The sequence below is a fragment of the Streptomyces sp. HUAS MG56 genome (assembly GCF_058673395.1).
This window is the reverse complement of sequence record NZ_CM178722.1, coordinates 8,624,291-8,649,292: the sequence shown is the minus strand read 5'-3', so window position 1 is coordinate 8,649,292 and position 25,002 is coordinate 8,624,291. Positions and strand designations below refer to the sequence as shown.

17 protein-coding genes are annotated in these 25,002 nt (G+C 74.6%); 8 read left to right on the top strand and 9 right to left on the bottom strand.

What is annotated here, in order from left to right:
* Window positions 1-17: 17 nt before the first annotated feature.
* From AC4OXY_RS39995 to AC4OXY_RS39955, 9 genes are all read right to left on the bottom strand, one after another.
* Window positions 18-494, bottom strand: a complete 477-nt coding sequence (locus AC4OXY_RS39995) for a GNAT family N-acetyltransferase (protein ID WP_376290599.1) — start codon at window positions 492-494, stop codon at window positions 18-20.
* Window positions 495-841: 347 nt separating this feature from the next.
* Entirely contained in the window at window positions 842-2,206 is a 1,365-nt protein-coding gene (locus AC4OXY_RS39990) for a GH1 family beta-glucosidase (RefSeq protein WP_491992174.1), read from the bottom strand.
* 29 nt (window positions 2,207-2,235) lie between these two features.
* The gene (locus AC4OXY_RS39985; protein WP_356025818.1) at window positions 2,236-3,075 is read right to left on the bottom strand and encodes a carbohydrate ABC transporter permease; all 840 of its coding nucleotides are present in this window, start codon (window positions 3,073-3,075) and stop codon (window positions 2,236-2,238) included.
* A 13-nt stretch (window positions 3,076-3,088) separates the two neighbouring features.
* Window positions 3,089-4,081 (bottom strand): carbohydrate ABC transporter permease, encoded by a 993-nt coding sequence (locus AC4OXY_RS39980; protein WP_356025574.1) that lies wholly within the window; start codon window positions 4,079-4,081, stop codon window positions 3,089-3,091.
* A gap of 23 nt (window positions 4,082-4,104) precedes the next feature.
* Entirely contained in the window at window positions 4,105-5,421 is a 1,317-nt protein-coding gene (locus AC4OXY_RS39975) for an ABC transporter substrate-binding protein (RefSeq protein WP_491992173.1), read from the bottom strand.
* A gap of 430 nt (window positions 5,422-5,851) precedes the next feature.
* A complete protein-coding gene (gene fusA / locus AC4OXY_RS39970; RefSeq protein ID WP_491992172.1) occupies window positions 5,852-7,933 on the bottom strand; it encodes an elongation factor G in 2,082 nt (693 codons plus the stop codon).
* 414 nt (window positions 7,934-8,347) lie between these two features.
* The gene (locus tag AC4OXY_RS39965) at window positions 8,348-8,785 is read right to left on the bottom strand and encodes a hypothetical protein (protein ID WP_356025583.1); all 438 of its coding nucleotides are present in this window, start codon (window positions 8,783-8,785) and stop codon (window positions 8,348-8,350) included.
* Window positions 8,786-8,836: 51 nt separating this feature from the next.
* A complete protein-coding gene (locus AC4OXY_RS39960) occupies window positions 8,837-9,697 on the bottom strand; it encodes a heavy metal-binding domain-containing protein (RefSeq protein ID WP_491992171.1) in 861 nt (286 codons plus the stop codon).
* 13 nt (window positions 9,698-9,710) lie between these two features.
* Window positions 9,711-10,655, bottom strand: a complete 945-nt coding sequence (locus tag AC4OXY_RS39955; RefSeq protein WP_356025588.1) for a heavy metal-binding domain-containing protein — start codon at window positions 10,653-10,655, stop codon at window positions 9,711-9,713.
* 430 nt (window positions 10,656-11,085) lie between these two features.
* On the opposite strand from AC4OXY_RS39955, the gene AC4OXY_RS39950 reads away from it, so the two are divergent.
* From AC4OXY_RS39950 to AC4OXY_RS39915, 8 genes are read left to right on the top strand one after another with little or no spacing between them, the layout of a single operon-like run.
* Window positions 11,086-13,167: a hypothetical protein gene (locus AC4OXY_RS39950; RefSeq protein ID WP_491992170.1), complete on the top strand. Its 2,082-nt coding sequence runs from the start codon at window positions 11,086-11,088 to the stop codon at window positions 13,165-13,167.
* Window positions 13,168-13,175: 8 nt separating this feature from the next.
* Window positions 13,176-14,432, top strand: a complete 1,257-nt coding sequence (locus AC4OXY_RS39945) for a hypothetical protein (protein ID WP_491992169.1) — start codon at window positions 13,176-13,178, stop codon at window positions 14,430-14,432.
* Complete coding sequence (locus AC4OXY_RS39940) at window positions 14,429-17,179, top strand: hypothetical protein (RefSeq protein WP_491992168.1); 2,751 nt, start codon at window positions 14,429-14,431, stop codon at window positions 17,177-17,179. The genes AC4OXY_RS39945 and AC4OXY_RS39940 overlap by 4 nt, the downstream gene beginning before the upstream one ends.
* Entirely contained in the window at window positions 17,176-18,501 is a 1,326-nt protein-coding gene (locus AC4OXY_RS39935) for a hypothetical protein (RefSeq protein WP_491992167.1), read from the top strand. The genes AC4OXY_RS39940 and AC4OXY_RS39935 overlap by 4 nt, the downstream gene beginning before the upstream one ends.
* Window positions 18,502-18,550: 49 nt before the next feature.
* Entirely contained in the window at window positions 18,551-20,296 is a 1,746-nt protein-coding gene (locus AC4OXY_RS39930; protein WP_491992166.1) for a vWA domain-containing protein, read from the top strand.
* Window positions 20,293-20,994: a 4Fe-4S single cluster domain-containing protein gene (locus tag AC4OXY_RS39925; protein ID WP_356025601.1), complete on the top strand. Its 702-nt coding sequence runs from the start codon at window positions 20,293-20,295 to the stop codon at window positions 20,992-20,994. The genes AC4OXY_RS39930 and AC4OXY_RS39925 overlap by 4 nt, the downstream gene beginning before the upstream one ends.
* Before the next feature lies 1 nt (window position 20,995).
* Window positions 20,996-22,378: a hypothetical protein gene (locus tag AC4OXY_RS39920; RefSeq protein WP_491992165.1), complete on the top strand. Its 1,383-nt coding sequence runs from the start codon at window positions 20,996-20,998 to the stop codon at window positions 22,376-22,378.
* Complete coding sequence (locus AC4OXY_RS39915) at window positions 22,375-24,981, top strand: AAA family ATPase (protein ID WP_491992164.1); 2,607 nt, start codon at window positions 22,375-22,377, stop codon at window positions 24,979-24,981. Before AC4OXY_RS39920 ends, AC4OXY_RS39915 begins: the two co-directional genes overlap by 4 nt.
* Window positions 24,982-25,002: the final 21 nt, after the last annotated feature.

Here is a 25,002-nt window from a genome sequence, read left to right as displayed (position 1 = left end):
CATAACCGGCGGCACCCTCACCCCGCCCCCACGGGCAGCTCGAAGTGCACGAGGCTCTGCGGACGTCCGGGGTCCGCCCGCTCGTCATGGACGACCTTGCCGAGCGACCGCCAGAACGCCTCGGCGCCGGGCACGGCCGGATCGGTGTGCAGATACACGGCCCGGTACCCCCCGTCCGCCCCGGCGAACTCCACGAGCCGCTCGACCAGTTGCCGCGCGATCCCCCGCCTGCGGTGCGCGGGCCGCACGTACACCCGGCGCAACTGCGCGGTCGACCCCGACGGATACCGCTCGGCCAGCCACCGCGGATTCGGCGGCCACACGGGCCCCCGCGCATCGAGCGCCCCGGTCCCGACGACCTCCCCCACCCCGTCGACCGCGACGAACAGCGCGTGCCGCACGGGCACGAGATAGGCCCCGGCGGGATCGACGATGTCGGCGTGCCAACGGGGCACGTATCCGGTCCCGAAGTCCCGGTAGACGGTGTCGAGCATGACGGACCTGGCACCGTCGAGGTCGGAGGGGGTTGCAGGTCTGATGCTATATGGATGCACTTGCACATCCTATGCATTAGGTGCCAGGGTACCGCCCGGCCCGCCGTTGGCCCTCCGGACAGACGGCGCCGAGGGCGGGGCGTACGACGCGCCGCTTGGAGTGGTCGAGGGCGGCGCCGGAGAAGTCGTCGAAGAAGGTCGTGCGGTAGGTGCCCGGCTGGTCCGCGGGGAGCGCGGGGCAGGCGGCGGAGGCACTGCCGCGCGTTCCCCGGACCTGGAACTCGTTGCATGAAGCCGGTGGGGGCGGACTCCCGCGTCCGGGCCCACCGGCTGTAAGGGGGGGCGGGTCAGGCGGCTCGGCGGGTCTGGCCCCGGTGGACGCGGACGATGTCCGCGTACCGGCGGCCGCTGCCCTTGATGGTGCGCACCTGGGTGCGGTAGTCGACGTGGACCAGGCCGAAGCGCTTGGCGTAGCCGTACGCCCACTCGAAGTTGTCCAGCAGGGACCAGGCGAAGTAGCCGGCGAGCGGGGCGCCCTTGCGGGCGGCGGCGGCGCAGGCGGCGAGGTGCTGCTCCAGATAGGCCTGGCGCTCGGGGTCGTCGACGCTGCCGTCCGGGCGGACGAGGTCCTCGAAGGCCGAGCCGTTCTCGGTGACGTAGATCTTCCGGGCGCCGTAGTCCTCGGTGAGCCGGAGCAGCAGCGTCTCGATGCCGCTCGCGTCGATCTCCCAGTCCATGCCGGTGCGCGGGACTCCCTCGCGGCGCACGGCGCGGACGTACGGCGCCGGGCCGTCGGGGGCGTCGGCGACGTGGGCCGGGAAGTAGTAGTTCAGGCCGAGCCAGTCCAGTGGGGTGGCGATGGTCGTCAAGTCGCCTGCATGGGCGGGGAGTTCGACGCCGTAGGTGTCGACCATGTCGGCCGGGAAGCCGCGGCCGTGCACCGGGTCGAGCCACCAGCGGTTGACGTGGCCGTCCTGGCGGTGGGCCGCCGCCACGTCCTCGGGGCGGTCGGTGGCCGGGTGGACGGTGGAGAGGTTGTTGACGATGCCGATCTCGGCGCCGGGCGCGGCGGCCCGCACCGCCTGGACGGCGAGGCCGTGGCCGAGGAGCAGGTGGTACGAGGCCCGTACGGCGGCGGTCAGATCGGTCCAGCCGGGGGCCATCTTGCCCTCCAGATGGCCGATCCAGGCCGAGCACGAGGGCTCGTTGAGGGTCGCCCAGAGCTTCACGCGGTCGCCGAGGCGGCCGGCGACCGCCTCGGCGTACTCGGCGAACGCGAAGGCCGTGTCCCGCTCGGGCCAGCCGCCGCGGTCCTGGAGCGTCTGCGGCAGGTCCCAGTGGTAGAGCGTGACGGACGGTGTGATGCCCGCCTCCAGCAGCGCGTCCACCAACTCGTCGTAGAAGGCGAGGCCCTTGGGGTTGACCGGGCCGGTGCCGGCGGGCCGGACGCGGGGCCAGGAGACGGACAACCGGTAGGCGTCGGCGCCGAGTTGCCGCATCAGGGCGATGTCCTCGCGCCAGCGGTGGTAGTGGTCGCAGGCGACGTCGCCGGTGTCGCCGTTCGCGGTCTTCCCCGGGGTGTGGGAGAAGGTGTCCCAGATCGAGGGCGCCCGGCCGTCCTCGGCGACGGCCCCCTCGATCTGGTACGCCGCGGTCGCCGTGCCCCACAGGAAGTCGGGCGGGAAGGCGGCGAGGTCGATGCGTTCGGACACGGAAGTCCCTTCGGAGTACGCGGGATCGGTCACTTGACGGCGCCCGCCGTCAGACCGGCGACGAGATAGCGCTGGAGCAGCAGGAACCCGGCCACCACGGGCACGCTGACGACCAGCGACGCGGCCATGATCTGGTTCCAGTAGACGTCGTAGAGGGTGGAGTAGCCCTGGAGGCCGACGGCGAGGGTGCGGGTGGTGTCGTCGGTCATCACGGACGCGAAGAGCACCTCGCCCCACGCGGTCATGAAGGCGTAGACCGCGACCGCGACGATGCCGGGGATCGCGGCGGGCACGACGATCCGCAGCAGCGCGCCGAGCGGGCCGCAGCCGTCGACCAGTGCCGCCTCGTCCAGATCGCGCGGCACGGAGTCGAGGTAGCCGATCAGCATCCAGATGGAGAAGGGGAGGGAGAAGGTCAGATACGTCAGGATCAGGCCGCCGCGGGAGCCGAACAGAGCGATGCCGGTGGCGTTGCCGATGTTGACGTAGAGCAGGAACAGCGGGAGCAGGAAGAGGATGCCCGGGAGCATCTGCGTCGACAGCACGGTCACCGTGAAGACGCGTTTGCCGCGGAAGTCGTAGCGGCTGACGGCGTAGGCGGCGAACACCGCGATGACCACCGAGCAGACGGTCGCCGCGCCCGCCACGATCAGCGAGTTCACGAAGTAGCGGGCGAGCGGGACGGTCGACCAGATGTCGATGTACGGCCGGATCGTCAGGCCGCTGGGCAGCCAGCGGAACTTCCCGGTGACGTCCGCGAGCGGTTTGAGCGAGCTGGAGACCATCACGTACACCGGGATCAGCACGAAGCCGGTGAGCAGGGTGAGGAAGATCCGCCGGGTCCACAGGAACGAACGCGGGGGTGCCATGGGCGAGTTGGCGCTAGCCACGGGCGGGCCTCCGTCGGCGCGAGGTGAGCAGCAGGTACCCGCCCGTCACGACGAGCAGGAAGAGCAGCAGCAGGACGGACATCGCCGAGCCGGTGCCGAAGTTCCAGGTGACGAAGGACGCCTGGTAGATGTGGACCGAGATGAGGTCGGCGGCGGCCGGGGCGGACTTGCCGAACAGGACGTACGGCGTGTTGAAGTCGTTGAACGTCCACAGGAACAGCACCAGGACGAGGACCTGGTTGACCGGGCGCAGCGAGGGCAGCGTGATGCGGCGGATCTGCTGCCACATCCCGGCGCCGTCCAGCGCGGCGGCCTCGTACAGCTCCCGTGGGATGTTCTGGAGCCCGGCCGTCACGATGAGGAAGGCGAACGGCCAGCCCTTCCACACCGACACGGTCAGCAGGGCGTAGAAGCTGTTGTCGCCGATGAGCCAGAAGGAGCGCCGGTCGGTGAGGTGGAGCTGGTCGTGCAGGACGTGGTTCACCAGGCCGTTGTCGTGCTGGAACATGAACACCCAGGTGATGACGGCCGCGTAGACGGGCAGCGCGTACGGCACCAGGAACAGGGTGCGCAGCAGGCCGCGGCCGCGGAAGGCGTCCTGCATGAAGACGGCGGCGGCGGTGCCGGTCAGCCAGCACAGGGCGACCGAGAGCAGGGTGAAGCCGACGGTGACGAGGAAGGAGTGCAGCAGGGCCTTGCCGACGGGGGCGTCGAAGTCCACCGACACCGTGTAGTTGCCGAGGCCTGACCAGGGGGCGGTGCCCCAGTCGCGGATGTAGAACTGGGTGAGTTCCTTGAAGCTCATCACGATACCGACGGCCATCGGCACGAGATGGACGAGCAGTTCGAGCACGAGGGCGGGCAGGAGGAGCAGGTAGGGCAGAGCGGCGCGGCGGATCCGCCCGGTGCGGCGGCGGGGTTCGCGCGCCGCCGCGCCCGGGGGTCCCTCGCGCACCGGCTCCTTGAAGGCGGTGGTCGTCGTCATCGGCGGCGGCGTCATCGGCCCGCTCACGCCGCCGGCATCTGCTGCTGGGCCTTCTCCAGCTCGGCCTTGACCGAGCCGGTGGTCACCGCGCGGCCGGCGGCGGCGTCGGCGAAGAGGTCCTTGACGGCCGTACCGACGGTCGTCTCGAACTGCGACTCGGAGGGGACCTGCGGCATGGCGGCCGCGGACGCGGAGAGGGTGCTCTTCAGCACCGCGTCGGCGGGCGTGCCGAAGGCGGCGTCCGCCTGCGCGGAGGTGACCGGCGGGATGGAGCTGTAGGCCTTGTTGAGGATCTTCTGCTCCGCGTCGGAGGTCATGAACTTCACGAACTGCGTGGCGCCGTCGAGGTTGTGGGTGTTCTTGAAGACGGCCAGGTTGATGCCCATGAACGCCGAGTCGACCTGGGTGCCGCTGCCGGGCCTGCCGGAGAGCACGGGCACCGGCGCGATGCCGTAGGAGTCGGCGCTCATGCCCTGGGACATGAGGTTGGCGGCGGCGGACTGCCACAGCAACATCGCCTGCCTGCCCTTGGCGAAATCGCTGACGGACTGGTTCTGCGCGTACTCGGCGTCGCCGGTCGGGATGGCCTTGTCCGTGGCCATCAGGTCGACGTAGCTCTTGACCGCGTCGACCACCTTGGGAGCGGTGAAGTCGGGCTTGCCGTCGGGGGTGAAGAAGTCGGCGCCGCGCTGCCGGGCGAAGACGAAGACGTGGTGGATGTTCTCCGAGGGGTTCGAGCCCTCGGCCCCGAGCGCGGACTTGCCCTTCGCGTCGATCTTCTTGCTGTCGGCGACCAACTCGTCCCAGGTGGCGGGCGGTTGGGAGATTCCGGCGTCGGCGAAGATCTTCTTGTTGTAGTAGAGGGCGTACGCCATCGAGTACAGCGGGACCGCGGCCGGGTCCTTGCCCCGGACGCCGGTCGAGTCGAGCGCGGCGCCGGCGAACCGGTCCTTGCCGCCGATCTTCGCGAAGTTCTTGGCGTCCCACGGCAGCAGTGCGCCGGTCGCCTGCAGCGAGGCGCTCCAGGTGTTGCCGATGTTCAGCACGTCCGGGCCCTGGCCGGAGGTGGTGGCGGTGAGGATCCGGTTGAGCAGGTCGGACCAGGGCACGACCTCCAGCTTGACCTTGATGCCGGTCTGCTTCTGGAACTTGTCGAGCTCGGGCTTCAGCACCTGCTGGTCGACGGCGATGCTGGCGCCCTGGTTGGAGGCCCAGTACGTCAGTGTCTTCGGGGAGTCGTTCGACCCGCCCCCGGTCGCGGAACCGCCGCCGCAGGCCGTGGCCGCGAGGGCGAGAGACAGGGCGACGGCGCCGGTGGCCGCGGCTCGGATTCTGCGCATGGCTCCTGGTGTCCCTTTCCGGGGGTCGATCCCCGAGGCCGCCGACGGGAGCCGACGTCACACGACGTCGCCTTCGACTCCCGAAAGCTCCTCATGGCTTAATTTAGGACGTGAGTTAAACCTCGGAATCGGCAGCCGTCAAGGGGTTGGGCACAGGTGAGGACAGTCGTGATGAAGTCGTGCGCCGGGAGGGGGTGTTGGGCGTGGTGAGGGTGTTGGCGGTGGACGTGGGCGGGCGGGGGCCGGGGGTGGGGTCGGGGTGCGGGTGCGGGTGGGGTCGGGGTGCGGGTGGGGCCCAGGGCCCGGGTACCCGGGCCCCGAGGTCTGCGGAGCCCGGAGACCAGGAGCCCAGGTACCCGGAGTCCGGGCAGGCCGGGGAATTTGGAGTCCCCGGAGCCCGGAGGGCCGGAGTGCCGGGCTCCGGGGACCGCTAGCGGGTGGGGGTGGGGGTCGGTTGGGGTCGGGGGATTGGGGCGTAGCCAGTGGGGCGGGTGGTGAAGGTGCCTCGGCCCTGGGTGCGGCTGCGCAACCGGGTGGCGTAGCCGAAGAGTTCGGCCAGCGGGACGGTCGCCGTCAGGACGGCCGCGCCGCGCCGCCTCTCGGAGCCGCCGACCCGGCCGCGCCGGGCGGACAGGTCCCCGAGGACCGTGCCGACCGCGTCCTCGGGCACGGTGACCGTGACCTCGGCGACCGGTTCCAGCACGGCCGTCCCGCAGGCACGCAGGGCCGCGCGGAGTCCGAGCCGGCCGGCGGCGCGGAAGGCCGTGTCGGAGGAGTCCTTCACATGGGTGGAGCCGTCCGTGAGCGTGACCCGCAGCCCGGTCACCGGATGCCCGTGGAGCGGCCCCTCGGCGAGGGCGTCCCGGCACCCGGCCTCCACCGCCCGCACGTACTCCTGCGGTACGGACCCGCCGGTGACGGTGCAGCGGAACTCGAAGCCGGTGGCGCCGACTTCGGGTCCGAGCGGCGCCACGTCGAGCACGACGTGCGCGAACTGCCCCGCACCGCCGTCCTGTTTGACGTGCCGGTACCCGAACCCCGTCACTCCCGCGACGACCGTCTCGCGACAGGCGACCCTCGGCCGCCCCACCGTGACCTTCGGTCCGCCGTCGCGCCGCACCTTCTCCACCGCGACCTCCAGATGGAGTTCGCCCATCCCGGACAGCACGGTCTGCCCGGTCTCGGCATCGGTGCGCACCACCAGCGACGGGTCCTCCTCGACCAGCCGGGCCAGCGCCGCCGCCAGTCGGCCGGTGTCCGCGGCCCGCCGGGCCTCGACCGCAACGGACACCACGGGCTCGGCCGCGGCCGGCGGCTCCAGCAGCAACGGGGCACCGGGGTCGCACAGGGTGGAGCCCGCCCGCGCGGACTTCACGCCCACGAGGGCCACGATGTCCCCGGCGACCGCGCGGTCGAGCGGGACATGCCGGTCCGCCATGACGCGCAGGATGCGCGCCACCCGCTCGGTGCGCCCGCTGCCCTGCTCGCGCACGGTGTCTCCCTTCTCCAGGGTGCCCGAGTAGACGCGGACGTGGGCCAGTCGTCCGGTGGTACCGGCGTTCACCTTGAACACCAGCCCGCTGAACGGGGCTTGCGGATCGGCCGCCCGCTCCTGCTCGCCGCCCGCGTGCACGCCGCGTACGGCAGGGACGTCCAGCGGCGAGGGCAGATAGGCGACGACCGCGTCCAGCAGCGGTTCGATGCCGCGGTTGCGGTAGGCCGAGCCGGCGAGGACGACCACGCCGTCCCCGGTGCGGGTGAGATCGCGCAGGGCGGCGGTGAGGGTGGCGGAGCGGAGCGTGTCCTGCACGCAGAACTCCTCCAGCGCCCCCGGATGCAGCCCGGCCACCGCCTCCTCCAGCACCCGCCGTCGTCGTACGGCCTCCTCCCGCAGCTCCTCGGGCACGACGCCCTCCACCGCCGTACCGGTCGCGTCGTCCCACGTCAGCGCGCGCATCCGCACCAGGTCGACGACACCGGTGAACGCGTCCTCGGCGCCGATCGGCAGCTGCACGACCAGCGGCGCCGGGTGCAGCCGCTCCCGGATCGAGGCGACGGCCCGGTCGAGGTCGGCGCCCGCGCGGTCCAGCTTGTTGACGAACGCGATGCGCGGGACGCCGTGCCGGTCGGCCTGCCGCCACACCGACTCGCTCTGCGGCTCGACCCCGGCGACGGCGTCGAACACGGCGACCGCCCCGTCGAGGACCCGCAGCGAGCGCTCGACCTCGTCGGCGAAGTCGACGTGGCCGGGGGTGTCGATGAGGTTGATGCGACAGCCGCCCCAGGCACAGCTGACAGCGGCGGCGAAGATGGTGATGCCGCGATCGCGTTCCTGCGGGTCGAAGTCGGTGACGGTGGTGCCGTCGTGCACCTCGCCCCGCATGTGGGTGGTGCCCGTCGCGTACAGGATCCGCTCGGTGACGGTGGTCTTGCCCGCGTCCACGTGGGCGAGGATGCCGAGGTTGCGAACGGCGGTGAGAGTGGTGGCGGAACTGGTGATGTGCGTGCGCACGGCCCGGGGCCTTTCTGGGGTTCGGAGCCTCTCCGGTCTGCGGAGAAAAGGGCGGCGCGATGTACCCGTACGCCCTGAAGAGCACGCCGGCGTCACGGCCCGGCGGCACGTGGCCGGTTCGGGCAGGAGAGGTCAGCGGGACGTCACGGGGGTCCGGTGCCGGCCGCGCAGCGGGCACCGGTCGGACGAGGACACGAGGATCACCTCGTACCGGCAACGGGGAGCGACGACAGCGCTGTGTGCACGCACGGCCGGCTCCCCTCTGTCCTGTGTCTGATCCGTTCTGTGTCTGACGTGTCCCGACAGTACGAGGCGGGACGGGGCCGGGGCACGTGATTTTCCGGGTTCCCGCGAAGGTGGCCGGCCGCGGCGCAGGTGGCGCAGGGCGCGGCGTAGGCGGCGCAGGGCGTGGCGCTACTCGCCGAGCAGCAGCCGTTCCAGCGCCGCCCGCGCCCGCGCGTCGGACTGTGCTCGGGCCGCGACCGCGACCGCGAGTTCCCGCACCCACTCGTCGAGCGCCACCGGCCGCCGCGAAAGCACCACGCCGCGGACCTCCTTGCACACCTCGCCCCGGGGATGCGCGCCCGCGAGGTCCAGCACGAGACGCTGCTCGCCGAGGAGGACCTCGACCCGCTCGACACGGCCCGCACGCCCCGCGAGCCGGTCCGCCAGGCCGCGTCTGCGCTCGACGGCGACGGAGCCCGGCGGCAGCGCCTCGGCGAGGGTCCCGGTGAGCACCCGGGCGTACACCTCCAGGTCGGCGGCGTCCCTGCGCAGCGCGGCCGTCAGCAGCTCGACGGAGTCCGACGCCCCGGCGGGCTCGAACGGTACGGGGTCCTGTGGGGAGGTCATCGTGGGGCCTCTCGTGGTGTGCGGTCGTTCCGAGTCTGCTGGGCCGTACGCTCAGCCGTCCAGGCCGAGCACCATCGTCGGGCGCTCGATGACATGGTCCTCACGCAGCGGCCGTACGGCCGTGCCGATCGCGAAGAACTCGGTGGCGTGGCCGCCCCAGCGGTGGTTGTGCGCGTTGAGCTGCACACCGACTACGCCCTCCGCCCGCAGCTCCTCCGCCTCGTGCTGCATCCGCGCCATCGCCAGTTCGCGCGCGTCGTACAGCGCCTGGGTGAACTGCTCGATCTCCACGTTCTTGCCGATGTTGGAGAACATCTGCCCCATCCGCTGGTGCGCGATGTGGTAGACGCAGGTGCCCATCACCATGCCCAGCGGGGCGTAGCCGGCGCGGATGAGCGTCCAGAAGTCCTGTCCGTTGAGGTCCGAGGTGAACGGCTGGCCCTTCAGGTTGCGCCAGCTGCCGCCGCCCGCGCCCGGCGCGGGGTGGTCGGCCTTGACGGCGGTGCCGACGGCGATGAACTCCGCGATGTCGGTGCCGAATTCACGGGCCTCGACGCTCAGCCGCACCCCGACGATGCCGTCCGCGCCCAGCTGGGCCGCCTCCGCCTCCATACGGGTCATCGCCAGTTCACGGGCGTGGTACATCGCCTGGCTGAGCGTCGTCAGCTCCTGGTTCTTGCCCCAGCGGCCCAGCTGGATGCCCACGTGGTAGATCGAGCTGCCCAGCACGAGGCCGATGGGCCGGAATCCCGCCTCGCGCACGAGCAGGAACTCGTTGACCGACAGGTCGCTGGTGAAGATCGAACCCGGCTTTCCCGGCTGCAGCTCGGCCAGCCGCCGCATCGCGTCGGCCGGCACCCCCTGGGCGGACAGGCCGTGAGCGGTGCCGTCGGCGGGGTTGAAGGCGGTCATGAGCGGGTTCCCCTCATCGTATGTCGGTGGCGGTGCGGCGCATGGTCCGCCGGCGTCGTTCCGGGTCGAGCGGCATCACGGTGAGGGTGCGGGGCGGCTCCTCGCGTGCCGTGAAGCGGGCGACGGTGGTGCCCACCAGCGTCGCCTCGGCCACATGGTCCTTCTGCTCGTTGTTGCCGCTGCCGCGCGTGCAGGACTCGCCCCAGATGCGCAGGTCGCCCGCGGCGAGGATCACGCCGTCGCCGCCCCGCCGGCCGCTCTGCGCGCGCAGGTGCGCCCGGGCGTCGGCCCGCACCGCCTGGACGAGCTCGCTCCAGCCGCTGACCTCGGTGTTGCTCCACGAACGGGTCTGGGCGCGGGTGGTGTAGTCGTCGTGGCGTACGCCGATGGACATTCCGTAGAGCAGCTCGACGGGGACCCAGCCCGCGGTCACCAGCTTCGCGAAGCCCTGGCCGTCGAGGTGGCAGGTGAACGGCTGGGGCGCCCGGACCGTACCGGCCGCGCGCACCGCGGTCCCGATCACCTTGAACTCCAGGCAGTTGGGCTGGGCCGCGAAGGGCGCCACCGTCAGCTGTGCCGCGACGACGCCGTCGCCGCCGAGGGCCGAGCACTCGGCGGCCATCCGGTCGAGGGCCGAGCGGCGCGCCCCGTCGAGCACCTCGACGAGCCGGGCGGACGGGGCACCGCCTCCGGAGAGGGCGACGGGTGCCGGGGCACCGCTGAAGGCGTACCGCATGCCCCGGTAGAGGCAGTCGTGATAGCCCCAGTACCGGCCGCTGCGGCCCACGTGGTAGACGGCCGAACCCATGACCTGGCCCACCGGTTCGAACCCCACGGCGCGCAGCGCGGCGAACGCGCCGGTGGACAGCGCCGAGGACCACGTCCCGCTGCTCCGCACCTCCGCGATGCGCGCGGCCGCCGCCGGGGGCAGCCCGGCTCCCGCCCATTCCCCGCTCATGGACACCAACTTCCCGCGTCGCGCCCTGCCCTTGGGGTACAGCGGCCCGAGTCTATGCCCGGCCGCCGGGTGGGGGCTCGGGGGATCCGGAGTGACGCGGAGGCGGGGTGCGGGAGACACCGGAACGCGTGGCTCCCCGTGCCGCCGGGCCGTGTCGCGCCCGCCCGTGCGCGCACGCCACGGCCGGCCGCCCGAAACCCCAGGACCCGTTGCGGCGCGGGAACACCATCGGGACAATGAGCAACCCGTTGGCGGGAACCGGCGCAATCACACGGGGCGTCTACCAGTGGTCCGTGGGACCACGGCATGACTGGATGGCTCATCGGGCTCTACTCGGCCCGAGAGAGGCAAGGGGGCAGTTGTGACATGGATCAAAGGTGTTTCCCGGTGTGTACCTCGCCCACGGTCGCTGTGAGACGGTGCCGCGATCGTGGCGCTCTCTTCCGGAGCTGACGAGACGCGGTCCGGCCCGGTGGTGCCCTGCCCGGTGTGCCTTCACCCGGGAGGGGAGGAACGACGCTGCCGGGTCTGCGGGTTCCCGCTCCTCGGGGATCCGGTCCTGGGTGCCGCGACCGAGGAGGACCACCGGTGCGCGGCGGACGAGCTGGCCGCCGCCGCGCACACCTGGGATCTCGACGCCGCCCGGCGCACGCTGAGCGACGCCGCCGGGCGCTCGGAGCTGGCCGGGCTGCTTCGCCCACCGCCCGCCGGGCTTTCGCACCCCGCCGCCGTCCCGCACCCCTCCGGCCTTCCGCACCCCGCCGACGGCCCCGGCCCGCGGCCTGCCTCCGCTCCCCCGGTGACCGCCGGACCGCCCGCCCTGGCCGATCTGCTGCGCGGGCTCACCACCGGGGAGGTGCCCGAGGCGCTGTTCGTCGAGTTCGGCACCCAACAGGCCTCGGTGGTACGGGTGTTCGCCGACGCCGCCGGTCTGCCCCACACGGCCGCGCATGCCGAGACGTCCTGGACGGAGCTCGTCCAGGAGCTCGGCACCGCGGACGCCCTGCGTCGGTTCCGGCTCGCCGGTGGGGTGGGCACCGTGGAACCGGTGGACCGCCTGGGCTTCGACCGGGCCGTGCGCGGCTGGCTGCGCGCAGTCGTCCCCCCTGCGGACGAGGTGACCGGCACCCGTAGCACCGCGGTGGTGCTGCTGCGCGGCGGCACCGGCTGGACCCTCCTCGACCGGGCCGCCGCCGTGCTGTACGAGGTGTGCGCGGTGCGCGCCGAGGGCAACCCGGCCGCCGCGCCCGGTCCGGGCACGGCGGCCGCCACCACGGCCCGGGTCCGTGACGTGCTGCGCGGTGCGCCCCTGCGCGAGCCGCACACACTGCTCCTGGCGCGGGCGGGACACGGCGCGGGTGACCACGTTCCGGTGGAGCTCGCCCACCACGTCCTGTTCGAGGCCGGTCTGCGGCTGGCGCCCGGCGAGACCCGGACGGCCTCGGTCACCGTGCACGGCGGTCCCCCGGTCATGCCCCCGCCGTCCGCCGGGGCGGGGACCGCGGCGGGCGCTGTCGCCGCACCGTCCGCGACCCTGCCCGTCGTCCTGCCGCTGCTCGCCGGCCGCTACCGCCCGCAGGACCGGCACCCCCCGCTGGTCCGGCTGCCCCGCGTCGAACTGCCCGCGCTCGGCTCCGCGCACCTCACCTTCGTCCTGCACGGACCGGGCGAGATCGAGGTGCGCACCGGCGGCCACGTCCTGGCCGAGACGGCGCACGGACCGGAGCCCGACCTGCACGACCTGGTCCACCGCATGCCGCGGCGCCTGCGGCGGCCCCGGCCCCTGGAACTCCTGTGCGCGGTGGAGATGTCCGGCACCGCCGACAGCGAGGTCGCCGAGCGCGTCGGCTTCACGGACGACCTGATCCGTGCCGCGCAGCGCCATGCCGGCGCGGGCGGGGGCCTGCGGGTCGCCGTGATCGGCTACTACGACCACGCGCCCCGCAACGCCCACCAGCCCGCCCGGGGGCTCATCCGGGCCGTGCCGCCGGGACCGCCCGGCCGGGCACTGCGCCAACTGCGGGAGCTGCCCGTGGAGATACGGTCCCGGGACACCCTCACCTCCTCGCTGGAGGACGCGCTCAAGGCCGCCGCGCGCATGACCGCCGGACCGCGCACCGACTCCCTCGACCGGGTCCTCCTGGTGGTCGGAGGCCGGCCGCCCGCGCTGCCCGCCCAGGACGGCCTCGTCCCCGGCTGCCCGCGCGCCGTGGACTGGCGGGAGCAACTGGGGACCCTGCGGCACCGGGGGGTGCGGGTCGGCATCCGGGCCGCCCCCTTCACCGCGCCCGCCGCCGGGGTGCCCAGCGGGCACCGGCTGGGCCACTACCTCAAGCGGACCTGGCAGGACCTGACGGGCACCGAGGGCCTCGTCCTGCGGCCCGGCACCGACTCGGCGGAGCGGGCCGCGCTCGCCCTGACCGCCGGGCAGCCCCACGGCACCGACGGCAGCCCGCTCGCGTTCGCCGCACCGCCTCTCCCCCCGCGCCCACCAGACCCACCGAGGAGCTGACGCACTCCATGACGACGCCTCATCGACCCGACCCGGGCTCCTGGGACCACGAGGACGAGGCCCGCTCCCCGGACCCGGGGCAGCCCCCGAACGGGCACCACGGGGGCAACCGCGCGTGGCAGTCGCTCGCCCTCGACGGCGCGCCCCGCAGCGCCGAACCGCCTCCCCCGCTGCCGCCCCTGCCCGCGGCCGAGCCGCGCCTGCCCGGCGCCGACACCCACACCGCGGCCGACACCCACACCGTGGCCGACCTGGGCGCGCCGCCGCTGGCCATTCCGTCGCTCCGGGGCGCTCCTCCCGTCGGCGTCAGGATCGGCGTGTGGGGAGCCTCCGGGTCCGGGAAGACGACGTTCCTCGGCGCCGTGCCGATCGCCGCGATGCAGCACCAGCGACGCGGCCAGGTGAACTGGGTGGTCGCCGGGATGGACCCCTCCTCCGCGGAGTTCCTTCAGGACAGCGTGGACCAGCTGGTGTCGGAGCAGGTGTTCCCGCAGGCGACCCGGGCCCAGCGGGACCTCAGATGGTCGTTCGCCGGTGAGACGCGGCCCGCCCGGGGGCTGCGTACCCGCCGGCGGATCACCTTCGCGCTGGAGGTGCTCGACCTGCCCGGAGAGGCCTTCAACCCGCGCTCGAACCAGGTCAGCGAGGACCTGCACGAACAGGCCGTGACCCACCTGACGAGCTGTGGCGGTCTCGTCTACCTCTTCGACCCGCTGCTGGACGCCAACCAGCAGACCGCGAGCATCAACTACTTCTACGGAATGGCCAGTCAGATGGCCGCCCGGGTGCGCGACGAGGGCCGGCTCCTCGGCAACGGCCGGCTGCCGCACCATGTCGCGGTGTGCATCACCAAGTTCGACCACCCGGACGTCTTCGAGCCGGCGCTGCGGGCCGGCTGGGTCACCCAGGAGCATGTCGGCGCCGTCCCGCGCGTCCCGGACCATCAGGCGCACGGCTTCTTCGACTGGATCTGCGAAAGCTTCCGCGGCGGCAGCGCCCGCCTGGTCCGTGACGCCCTCGGCAACTTCTTCCACCCCGACCGGATGTCCTTCCACGCCAGCTCCGCGATCGGCTTCCGGCTCAACCCGAACAACCAGTTCGACTACCGCAATTACGTCAACGTGGAGCCGGACGGCGAGCGGATCTGCAGTTCTCCGCCGACGCCGATCAACGTCATCGAGCCGCTGATGACGCTGGAGGAGGGTCTGCGGGGCACGGCCGGACGCCCGCCGCGCACCGGCAGGCCCCGGTGGGGGCGCAGGTGAGCGGGCCACCGGCCGGGTCCCCGGTGCGCGCCGCCTGGTCCCTGCAGGGCAAGGCACCGGGTCAGGTGGCCTACGACGTACAGGCGGGCAGCGTGGAACCCCGCATCGCGCAGAAGTACTTCTGGGCCGCGTCCACGGAGACGCCACGCGCCGAGCGCGCCCACGCCCCCGACGCACTGCCGTGGGTGGCGTTCCTCGGCGGCACGGAGGCCGGCCGGCCCGTGACCGGCCTGGTGGAGACCGTCTGGTCGGGCGGGCGGGACGCGACCGGCCGGATCAGCTACTCGGCCCGGCTGCTGCTCCTCGACTGGCAGCCGGCCGGTGACGCGGGGCTCACCTGGACCTCGCTGTACGACGCCGCCCTCGACGCCGCGTGGCCGGCCGTGGACGCGGACGCCGCACACCCGCCCCACCTCGTCCTCGCCGCACGGCCCGCCGGGGTCGCCCAACTGGCCCGGTACATCGAGGAGGACATCGGCTTCGAGTGGGCCGCGCGGTCCGCGGCGCTGCTCCTGGAGGGGCGGCACGTGGCCATCACGCTGTCGCCGGAGCACGCCGGTCTGAGCGCCGTCACACGGGTCGCCGTGCTCGACGGGATCTGCGCCCTGCTGCCGTACGGCAGCAGGGCCTGGCTGTCCGCCGCGACCTGGGCCGGTCACGGCGCCGACCACGAGCTGCGGCTGACCTTCGCGCTGCGTCCCCGGGGCAGCCAGTGCCACGCCGTGCTCGCGGGGCCGCCGCCGCAGGGGCCGGGCTCGGCCCAGGGTCGTGCCTATCTGGCGGAACTGCTGCGGTTGCGGCAGAAGGTGGGCATCGAGGCGCTGCTCACCCATCTGCTCTCCCATCGCGCCCCGCTGACCCCGCAGGACGCCGAGCAGGCGCTGCGGCACCTGCGGGACCTCGACCTCCGGGCCGTGGTGGTGGCGGACATCGAACGGGGCGCCGGCCGGCTGGGCGACGTGGCCAGGCTGCTGAGCCTGCACCCGCTGGCGAGCCTCGACGAGCGGGAGGCCGCCACGGTGGCCCGTCATCTGGCGCGCTGCACCCTGCCCGGCGCTCCGCCCGGCGCCCTGCCCGAGGCGGAGCGCGCGCAGGCCCGGGCCCTGCTCCTGGAGCACTGGTCCGCGCGGACCGGCGCGGCCCTCGCCGACGAACTCAACTCCTGGCCCGTCGAGCGGCAGACCGTCCAGCGGGTGCGGGCCGTCCTCGATCTGGCGGCGGCGTCCCGTGACCGGCAGGCCCACGCCGCCGTCCTGGCCGGCTACCTCGACGCGGGCACCGCCGCCGAGGCGCCGGACGGCCTGCTCGCGCGCGGCGCGCTGCTGCACGCCGTGCAGCGGGGGCTGGACGAGAGCACGGTGGCGGCCGTGCAGTCCGTCCTGCCGCGCCGCCCCGAGCTGGCGCTGGCCTGGCTCGACGTCAACGCCGAACATCGGACGCTGGACGACCGGCTGGTCCGTGACCTGCTGCGGCGGCCCGGTGAGGCGGACCGGCAGAGCGCCCCGGACTGGCTGCACGGCGCCGCGCTGATCCACCGCGAGCCGTCGGCCGGTCCGGACGGGCAGGGCATCGAGGCGTTCGCCGGAATCTCCCCGACGGCCTGGCGCACCGGCCTGCGCCTGGCCGCTCACGCCGGCAATCCGGACGTGCTCTGCTGGCTCCACCCGGAGCTGTACGAGGTCGCGGCGGGGCTGGCCGGCACCGACGAGGACCGGGGTTTCCTGCTCCGGCGGGTCGACGTCCTCGTACCGAAACAGCGCGGCGTCGCGGGCAGGCACGCCGCCTGGGCCGATCTGATCCAGCTTCCCCTGCTGGGGAGCGTGCAGCGCGCCCGCCTCTTCGCGGACGACGGCGCGGCGGGCGCCGAGTACGCCGGTGTCCTCAGGCAGCAGCTGCCGCACCTGGGGCTGCGGGGCCGGGGGGAGGGCCGGCTGGCCGAGGGGCTGGTCGGGGAACGGCTCGACCAGGTGCCGTATCCGCTCCTGTGGGAACTGACATACCCTCAGGAGCCGGGCGCAGAGGGCCTGGTGGGCCTGGAGGGTCCGCTGCTCGACAGGATCGCCGAGCTGCTCAGACACGCCGGGGACTGGCTCACCCGCGACATGCCCGCACCGTGGGAGCAGCGGCTGCGCGACCGCCCCGACCTCCAGTGGCTGGCCCACACCGCCGACATCCGCCGGCTCGTCGCCGCCCGCACGGCCGCTCCCGAGCACCTGGGCGACGCCATCGTGCGGGCGAGCCCGCACTCCCGGTACGCCGAACACGCCCAGCAGACCGTCGAGTTCCCCTCCGCCGTGCTCGACGCGATCAGGCCCTGGCTGCACGAGCACGCGGGACGCGGCGACTTCGTGCACCGGCTGGCCGGGCACCTCAACCGGACCGCCCCGCACCAGGCGCTCGGCGACCTGCTCTACTACTCCGTCTCCCAGCTGCGGTTCGGCGAACCGGTCCGGCAGCGGGCACTGGACTGCCACCGGGAGCTGAAGGACAGCGTCGAGCACGCGATCAAGCTCCTGCGGCAGAAGCCGTCGCGCCAGCAGCCGACAGCTCCTCCCCCGTTCCCCGGCCAGGCCGGGTCCGGCGGCGCCCACCGGCCGTCGTACCCGCCGGGGACACAGCATCCCGCCGGGGGCCGCCGGTCCTACCCCGACCCCGCTCACCCGGCGTCCGGCACCTCCGGCGAGTCCGAACGGGGCGTGTTCTCCCGGCTGCTCGGGCGGCGCGGCCGAGGCGAGGACCGGGTATGAGCCCGCCGCACGCCCTCGCCCTCGACATCGGCACCCGCTACGCGCGCCTCGCCGTCGCCGGGCCCGGTGCCGGGCCTGCCCGCCCGGTCCACCTGCCCGCAGACGTGCCGGGCGAGGGGCTGCCGCTGTCCGCCGCCACGCGCGGCCGGCCCGTCGCCGCGCTGCGCGAGGCGTACGGCGCCTACCTCGCCCGGTACGGCCCGCCCGCCCGGGCCGTGGTCGTCCTGCCGCGGCGCACCGCCCGCGCGCTGGCCGGTCCCGCGACGGCCGCTCTCGCCGCGGAGGGCTGTCCGCGGCCCCGGGCGATCGACGCCGCCCACGCCCTGCTCGCCCTGGTCCGGCAGACCCCGGGCGGACCGGCGGACACCGGGGAGTACCTCGTGTGCGATGCCGGGGCCCGCGCCGCGGACGCCGCCCTCTGCACCCGGGCCGGCTCCTCGGTGCTGGTGCGCGCCACCGCCGAGGCGACCGGGCCGACCGGCCTGCTGGGCGCGGATTTCGACACGGCGCTGCTCGACGCCGCCGGTCTGCGCGACACCGACGAAGCCCACCGCGACCTGGCCGCGGCGCGCCTGGCCGACCCCCGCGGCCGCCGGCTGGGGCTCGCCGTGGCCCGGGCCGTGCGCAGGCCCGACCCCTTCGACGACACCCCGGTCCACCTCCTGTCCGGCCGGGACGTCACCGCAGGGCAGGTACGGACGTCCCTGCCGCCGCTCATCGACGCGGTACGGCGGGCCGTGGCCGAGGTCGCCGCACCGGCCGGCGCGGCCGAGCCGCCCCCGCTGCTGCTCGCCGGGGGGCTGGCCCGGCTCGAACCGCTCACCCGGCAGCTGGCCGAGAGCCACCGGCTGCTGCCCCTGCCCGCGGACGTGGACGCCGGGTACGCGGCGGCGGTCGGCGGCGCCCTGGTCGCGGCCGGGCTCGCCGACCCCGGGGACCGCTACCCGTACGCCGTCCGCATCAGCACCCACCGCCGGGTGGCCGGACGGCTGTGCACCGAGGCACTCGAACTGGCCGCCCCCGGGGCCCTGGAGCCCGGCGGCGACACCGTGTTCGCCGTCCGGGACGGCCGGCCGGCCGAGGTGCTCCCCGACACGGCGGCCGGGCGCCCGGTGCGGGTCGAGGCCGTCGGCCCGGACGGCCGGCCGGTCCCGCTGCCGGACGTCACCCTGCCTCCCGGCGCACCGGCCGGGCTCTGCCGCGTCGGCGTCCGGGTCGGCGCGGACGGGGCGGCGGCCCTGGTGCTGCGCGCGGTCGCGGAGGGTCCAAACACCGAGACCCGCGTTCCGCTCGGCCCCCTGCCCGCCCCGCCCGACACCTGATCCGGCCCCACCGCCCCCGACCGCGTCGCGCCCGAGGAGCTCGCCTTCGATGAACAAGCCGCCGCCCAGCCCGAGTCCGGGACGCGCCCGGGCCGGTGCCGTCCACCGCGCCGCCGTCGCTCTCGCCGCCCTGGTGCTCACGGCCCTGGCCGTCGCGCCGTCCGGGGCGGCCCCCGCGGCCGCCGGCACGGCCCCGGCCGCACCGGGTCCCAGCCGCGCCGCGATCTACTCCGCGCTCGGCCTGGAGCAGGTCCCCGCCGACTACGTCGTACTCGTCGACGTCTCCGGCTCGATGATGGACAAGGGGCGGTACTCGTCGGTCCGTTCGGCGCTGCTGCCGTTCCTGAAGGGCCTGTCGCCGCAGGACTACGTCGCCCTGTTCACGTTCGGGAACACGGCCGAGACCGTCTATCTGGGGCACCCGTCCGACCCCAAGGCCGTCATCGGCAGGCTGCCCGCGCAGGCCGGGCCCTCCGGCGTGCACACCGATATCGGCGCCGCCCTGGACCGCGGCCTGGCCGAGCTGGAGCGGCCCGACGCCGCCGGCGTCGGCTCCGTGGTGATGTTCACCGACGGCCGGCACGATCCGCCGGAGGGCTCCCGGTACCCCAAGGCCTCCGGGCCGGCGTGGGACGCGCTGCGAAGCCGGGCCGAGAAGCTGGCCGGCCGGCACGAACTGGCCGCCTACTCGCTGCCGTTGGCCACCGACGAGTCCGGCACCGCGCAGCTGTCCCGCGTCGTGCCGGACACCACCGAGCTGCGGCCGGACTCGGTGCAGAACCTCGCCGGTTATCTCGGGCGGGCCGCCGAGCAGGCCCGGGCGCGCAAGGCCGCGCGGCTGATCGCCCAGGACGCGGGCAGGGGCGTCACCGCCACGCTGTCGCCCGCCGGGACACTGGAGCTGGGCCGGGGCGGGGCGGCGGCCACCCTGACGCTGACGGCCACGACCAAGCGGCTGCCGCTGACCGTGACCGGCCTCGGCGCGAGCGTGAACGGACAGCCGCTCACCGTCACCGGCCTGCCGGACCGGGTGACCCTGGAGCCGGGCGCGGCACGGCGGTTCGCCGTCCAGGTGCGCGGCAGGCCCGACGCCGGACTGCTGCCGGTGCGGCGGACCTGGCGGGCCGAGGTCGGCGTCACCGTGCACGGCAGGGTCACGACGCCCTGGGCGGCCACCCTCGACGACGTGCGGTTCGACGTGCCGGCGGCGGTGGACGGACCGGCCACGGGCCTGCGGCTGCGCACCGAGGTCGGCTCGCCGCTGGCCCTGCCCCTGCTGACCGGCGTCCCCCTCGCGGTCCTCCTCGCCGCGCTGCTGCTGTGGCTGCGGCGCAACCGGGCGGCCCTCAGCGGCCGCCTGGTGCTGTCCCCGGCGCTCGGCGGCGGCCCGCAGGACCACATCGTCCTGCGGGGGCGGCAGTTGACGCTCGCACCGGCCCGGATCGGTGGCCGCGGCCGCGTGTACGGCCGCCGGTTCCGGGCGGCCGACGGCACGCGCGGGATCGCGCTGCAACTGCGCTACAGCCCGGACGGCACCGCGGCCCGCAGCGCGGACGCCGTGTGCCGGCCCGGCGACTCGGTGGTGATCAACGGCATCAGCTTCGCCTACCTGGCCGACAGCGGCGGGCCGCCCGCGCCGCCGGCCGCTTCCGGCGCCGGCGCGCAGCCGGGCCCGCTGCCGATCCCGCGGCCCGGGTCGCTGCCGCCCGACGGGGACGGGCCCTGGCGCGCCGCCCCGCCACCGCCGCCGGCGCCGCCCGGGCGGCCCGCGCCCTCGGAACGGGACCTGCCGTGAGCGGCCCGGACCTCAACGTCGCCGCCACCCGGGTAGGCACCCACGCCCTGGGCCCGGGGCGGCGGTCGGTGGTGTGGGTGCAGGGCTGCCCGTTCCGTTGCGCGGGCTGTCTGGCACCGGAGTGGATCCCGGACCGCCCCGCCCGCCGCGCGGACCCCGCGGAGCTGGCCCGCGAGTTGCTCGCCGACCCCGGCGTACGCGGTCTGACGCTGTCCGGCGGCGAACCGATGGCCCAGGCCGCCGGGCTCGCCGCGCTGGTCCGCGCGGCCCGCGCACGGCGCGACCTCTCGGTGATCTGCTTCACCGGCCACCGCCTGGAACGGCTGCGCGCCCGGCCACCGGCACCGGGGGTCACCGAACTCCTCGGCCTCGTCGACGTGCTGATCGACGGCCGGTACGTCGCCGGGCTGGACGACGGCAAGGGGCTGCGCGGAAGCAGCAACCAGCGCGTCCACCACCTCACACCGAGGCTCTCCGACTGCGGCTACGACTTCACGGACGGGCCCCGCACCGCCGAGATCGCCCTGGACGGGCCCGCCGCCCTGCTGGTCGGGGTCCCGCCCGCCGGGCTGCTCGCGGCCTTCGACTCCGCCGTGGACGAGGCCCGTTCACGGCTGTGCCTTCCCCAGACACCCGACGCGAGGCCCCGGCACCCCCGGGCGCGGCTCGCGGCCGACCGACCAGGCGAGGACGACTGACATGAGCGGCAAGAAGCGCATCCTGGTGGACGAGACACAGTGGTACCAGGCCCAACGGGCGGCCCAGAACCTCAAGCAGGTCCGGCGCGACATGCCCCGGCTCCTCGACGAGGTCCGCCGGCAGACGGAGACCGACCAGGCCCGCACCCGCGCCGAGCTGAACGAGCGCGCCCGCCGGACGGAGGAGGCCCTGTCCGGGCTCGCGGCCCACACACAGCGGCTGGAGCGGGACACCGGACGCAGGCTGCGCGAGCAGTCCGAGCGCCTGCAGCAGGAGCTGCGCGGCACCGCGGACCGGCTCGAACGCGACACCCGTACCCGGCTCGCCCAGCAGCGCGCGGCCCTGGAACGCGAACTCGCGGCCGAACGCGACCAGCGCCGCCGCGACATCGCCGGCCTGACCGGACGCGTCGACGAGCTCGCCGGCCATCGCGAGCGCGCCGCGGACGCCGCCCGGGACTGGCTCGCCGACGGCACCACGATGGCCGGTCTCATCGACACCACGCTGCCGCACGAGCGGCACGCCCCCGGCCGGCTCGACCGGCTGCGCCTGGACCTCGCCACCGCACGGCGCAACAGCGACGCCGGCCAGTACGAGGCCGCGCTCTCCCTCGCCCAGGGCGCCTACCTCGACCTCAGCGAGCTGCGCCTCGACATCGAGCACCGCGAGCTGGAGCGACGGCTCGCCCAGGACGCCGCCGTCGAGGCCCTGGTCCTGGTGGAGACGCTGATCACGCAGAACGAGGTCAGGCCGGTCATGGGACCCGACGGGGAGCCGCTGCACGGGGTCGAACTGGACGTGGACCACTGGTCGGAGGGCGAGCTCGCACAGCTGCGCGAACAGACCGCCGAGCCGCTGGCCCGGGCCCGGGACGACGCCACGACCACCGCCGAACAGCGCGAACTGGCCGCTGCGGCAGCCGGGTTGGAGGACCGGCTCGGTGAGATCGTGGACCTGGCCGGCATGCGGCAGCTCGCCTCACAGCTGCGCGTGAACCTCGCCGACTCGGTGGCCGGGACACTCTCCCGGATCGGCGCCTACGAGCTGACGGACGGCGAGTACCAGGACGAGGACCAGCGCCGCTCGTACCACGCGGTGCTGGAGCACGCGAACGGCAACAGGATCGTGGTGCAGATCCTGCCCCCGCCGGAGGGCGAGACCGGGCAGGTCCTGCGCGTCCTGTCCTACGACCACGACACGGCCTCGGAACGGGAACTCCGGGACCGGGCCGAGGCGGTACGGCACGCGCTCCAGGAGGCGGGGCACCCGACCGGGGCGCTGGAGAGCGAGCCCGGCGTCCCGGATCCGGCGGCCGCCGACCTGGACCGGTTCCGGCGGCCCGCCGCCCGGCCGCGCACGCTCCCGGCCGACGGCGCCGTATGACGGGCCGGCTCGGCTCCCGCTTCGCCGGCCTGCGCCTCGGCGCCGGCGAGCCGTTCACCGTGGTGTACGGGCCCGGCGTCGACGACACCTTCGTCGGCGCCGACTACCGGGAGCGGAACCTGGACGCGGCACTGTGGCATGTGCTGCGCGCCGAGTCCTGCGCGTATGTGGCCTACAGCTCCCAGCGCCGGCCGCTGTACTTCCTGGACCCGCAGTCCGAGGCCCGGTCCAGGCCGGCCGGCCGCTCCGCGGCCGACGGACCGTCACGGGCATCGGACGCGTCGGCGGGGACAGGACCCGCGGGGCCTCCCCTCATGCGCCATGCCCGGCTGCGCGGACCGCTCGGCCGGGTGGTCGTCCGCCCGCCCGGACCGCCGCGGGACGCCGCGCCCGCGGCGGAGTCGACCGCCCCGTCCGCCGAAGGCGGGCCGCCGCGCGCCCTGTCCGACCCGTTCACCGTCATGACCCTGTCCGGGTACCTGGCGAATCCCCCGCGCCGCACGGCCGTGGTGTTCACCGAGGCGGAGAGCACCCTGCGGCACACCGACGCCACCCGCCCGCTGGACACCTTCTTCAGCGACTGGGCCCGGCACGGCGACTACGACCACCCGGTCGTGCTGGTCTTCGCGCGCCCGACGTTCAACGCCTGTGTGGAGTACGTCGAGTCGCTGCACGGCTACCCCGCACTGGCCGCCCGGCTGCGCCGGCAGGCCGCGCCCGCCGTCCACGTCGGCTTCCCGGACGAGGCCGAACTGCACCGCCTCGTCCAGCGGTTGCGGCTGCGCCACGGACTGCGCATCGGCGACTGGCGCGAACTGGACACCGTGGTACGGGCGATGGCGGCCCAGCCGCTCACCGTGAAGAACTGGCGCAGCCGTCTGCTGTCCCTCGGCGAGACCCCGCTCAGCGGCCAGGAGCTTGCCGGGCGCGGCTGGCTGCCCCGGTCCGCCGGACACCGGCCGGGGGCGCCGGCCGGCCCGGACATCCGCACGGCCGAGGAGCAACTGGCCGACCTGCCGGGCCTGGAGCCGGTGAAGACCCACCTGCGGCGGCTGCGCAGCCGGATCGCCGCCGAACGACGGCTGGACGACCTGGGGCGCGGCACGGGCGCCGAACCGGCCTCCCCGCACCTGCTGTTCGCCGGTCCGCCCGGTACCGGGAAGACGACCGTGGCCCGGCTCGTCGGCGAGATGTACCGCGAACTGGGCGTGCTGCGCCGCGGCCATGTGGTGGAGGTCCGGCTCGACGACCTGGTCGCCGGTTACGTCGGGCAGAGCACCCCCCTCGCCAACGCCGCCGTGAACGACGCCCTGGACGGGGTGCTGTTCGTCGACGAGGTGCACGGCGTGGGCGAGGAGGGCCCCGGATTCCTGATGGACGTCATCCGGACCCTGCTCGCCCGCATGGAGAACGAACGGGACCGGCTCGTCGTGATCGCGGCCGGATACCCCGAGAAGATCGACGAGTTCCTCGCCGCCGACCTCGGCCTCGCCCGCCGCTTCCGCGAACGGATCGCCTTTCCCGACTACCCGCCGGACGTGCTGCACACCATCCTGCTCCGCTACCTGGCGGCCCGCGGCCTGCGCTGGGACGACGCGTCGGCCGACCGGCTGCTGGAGGTCGTCACCGCGCTGCACGCCACCCGCCGCCCCGACTTCGGCAACGCAGGCACCATGCGCGACCTCGGCGAGCAGATCTTCACCGAGTGGGCCGTCCGGGTCGGCGAGGACACCGAGCAGCCGTTCACCGTGGACGACCTGCCGGAGGAGTACCGCGCCCTGCTGCCCGGGCCCCCGCCCGACGACGGGGCCCTGCTGTCCGACCTGGACGGCATGGTCGGCCTCGCCTCGGTGCGCGAGGCGATCACCGACCTCGCCGACCGCATCCGGCTGCGCCAGGCCCGGGGCAGGCGTCTGCCGGCGCCCCCGCACCTGCTGTTCACGGGGCCGCCCGGCACCGGGAAGACCTCCGTGGCACGGGCCGTCGGCGGGATGCTCCGCGACCTCGGACTGCTGCGCAGGGGCCATCTGGTCGAGGCCACACGCGCCGACCTGGTCGCCGAGTACGTCGGCCAGACCGCGCCCCGGGTCCGGGAGGCCGTGCACGAGGCGCTCGACGGGGTGCTCTTCATCGACGAGGCGTACAGCCTCACGTCCGGCTCCGGCATCCAGGGCGCCGACTTCGGCAGGGAGGCCGTCGACACCCTGGTCCGGGAGATGGAGCACTGGAACGACCGGCTCGTGGTGATCGCCGCGGGCTATCCCCGCGAGATGGACGAGTTCCTGCGCGGCAACAGCGGCCTGGCCTCCCGCTTCACCCTGCGCGTGGAGTTCCCGGCGTACGGCACCGAGGAACTCGTCGAAGTGCTGCGCCGCAGCGCCGGGGCCGAGGGCTACGTCCTCACGCCGGAGGTCGCCGAGCGGGCCGGACGCTGGCTCGACGCCCGGCGGCGCATCGACCCGGGCGGCTTCGGCAACGCCCGCGAGATCCGCGGCCTCCTCGCCACCATGGAGGCCCGCCTCGCCCGCCGCCTGCGCACCGCCCCCACCACCACCGACCACTCCGCCTTCACCGCCGACGACGTACCCGCCCCCGGCCGCTGACCACCCCCCTTGCCTGGCCTC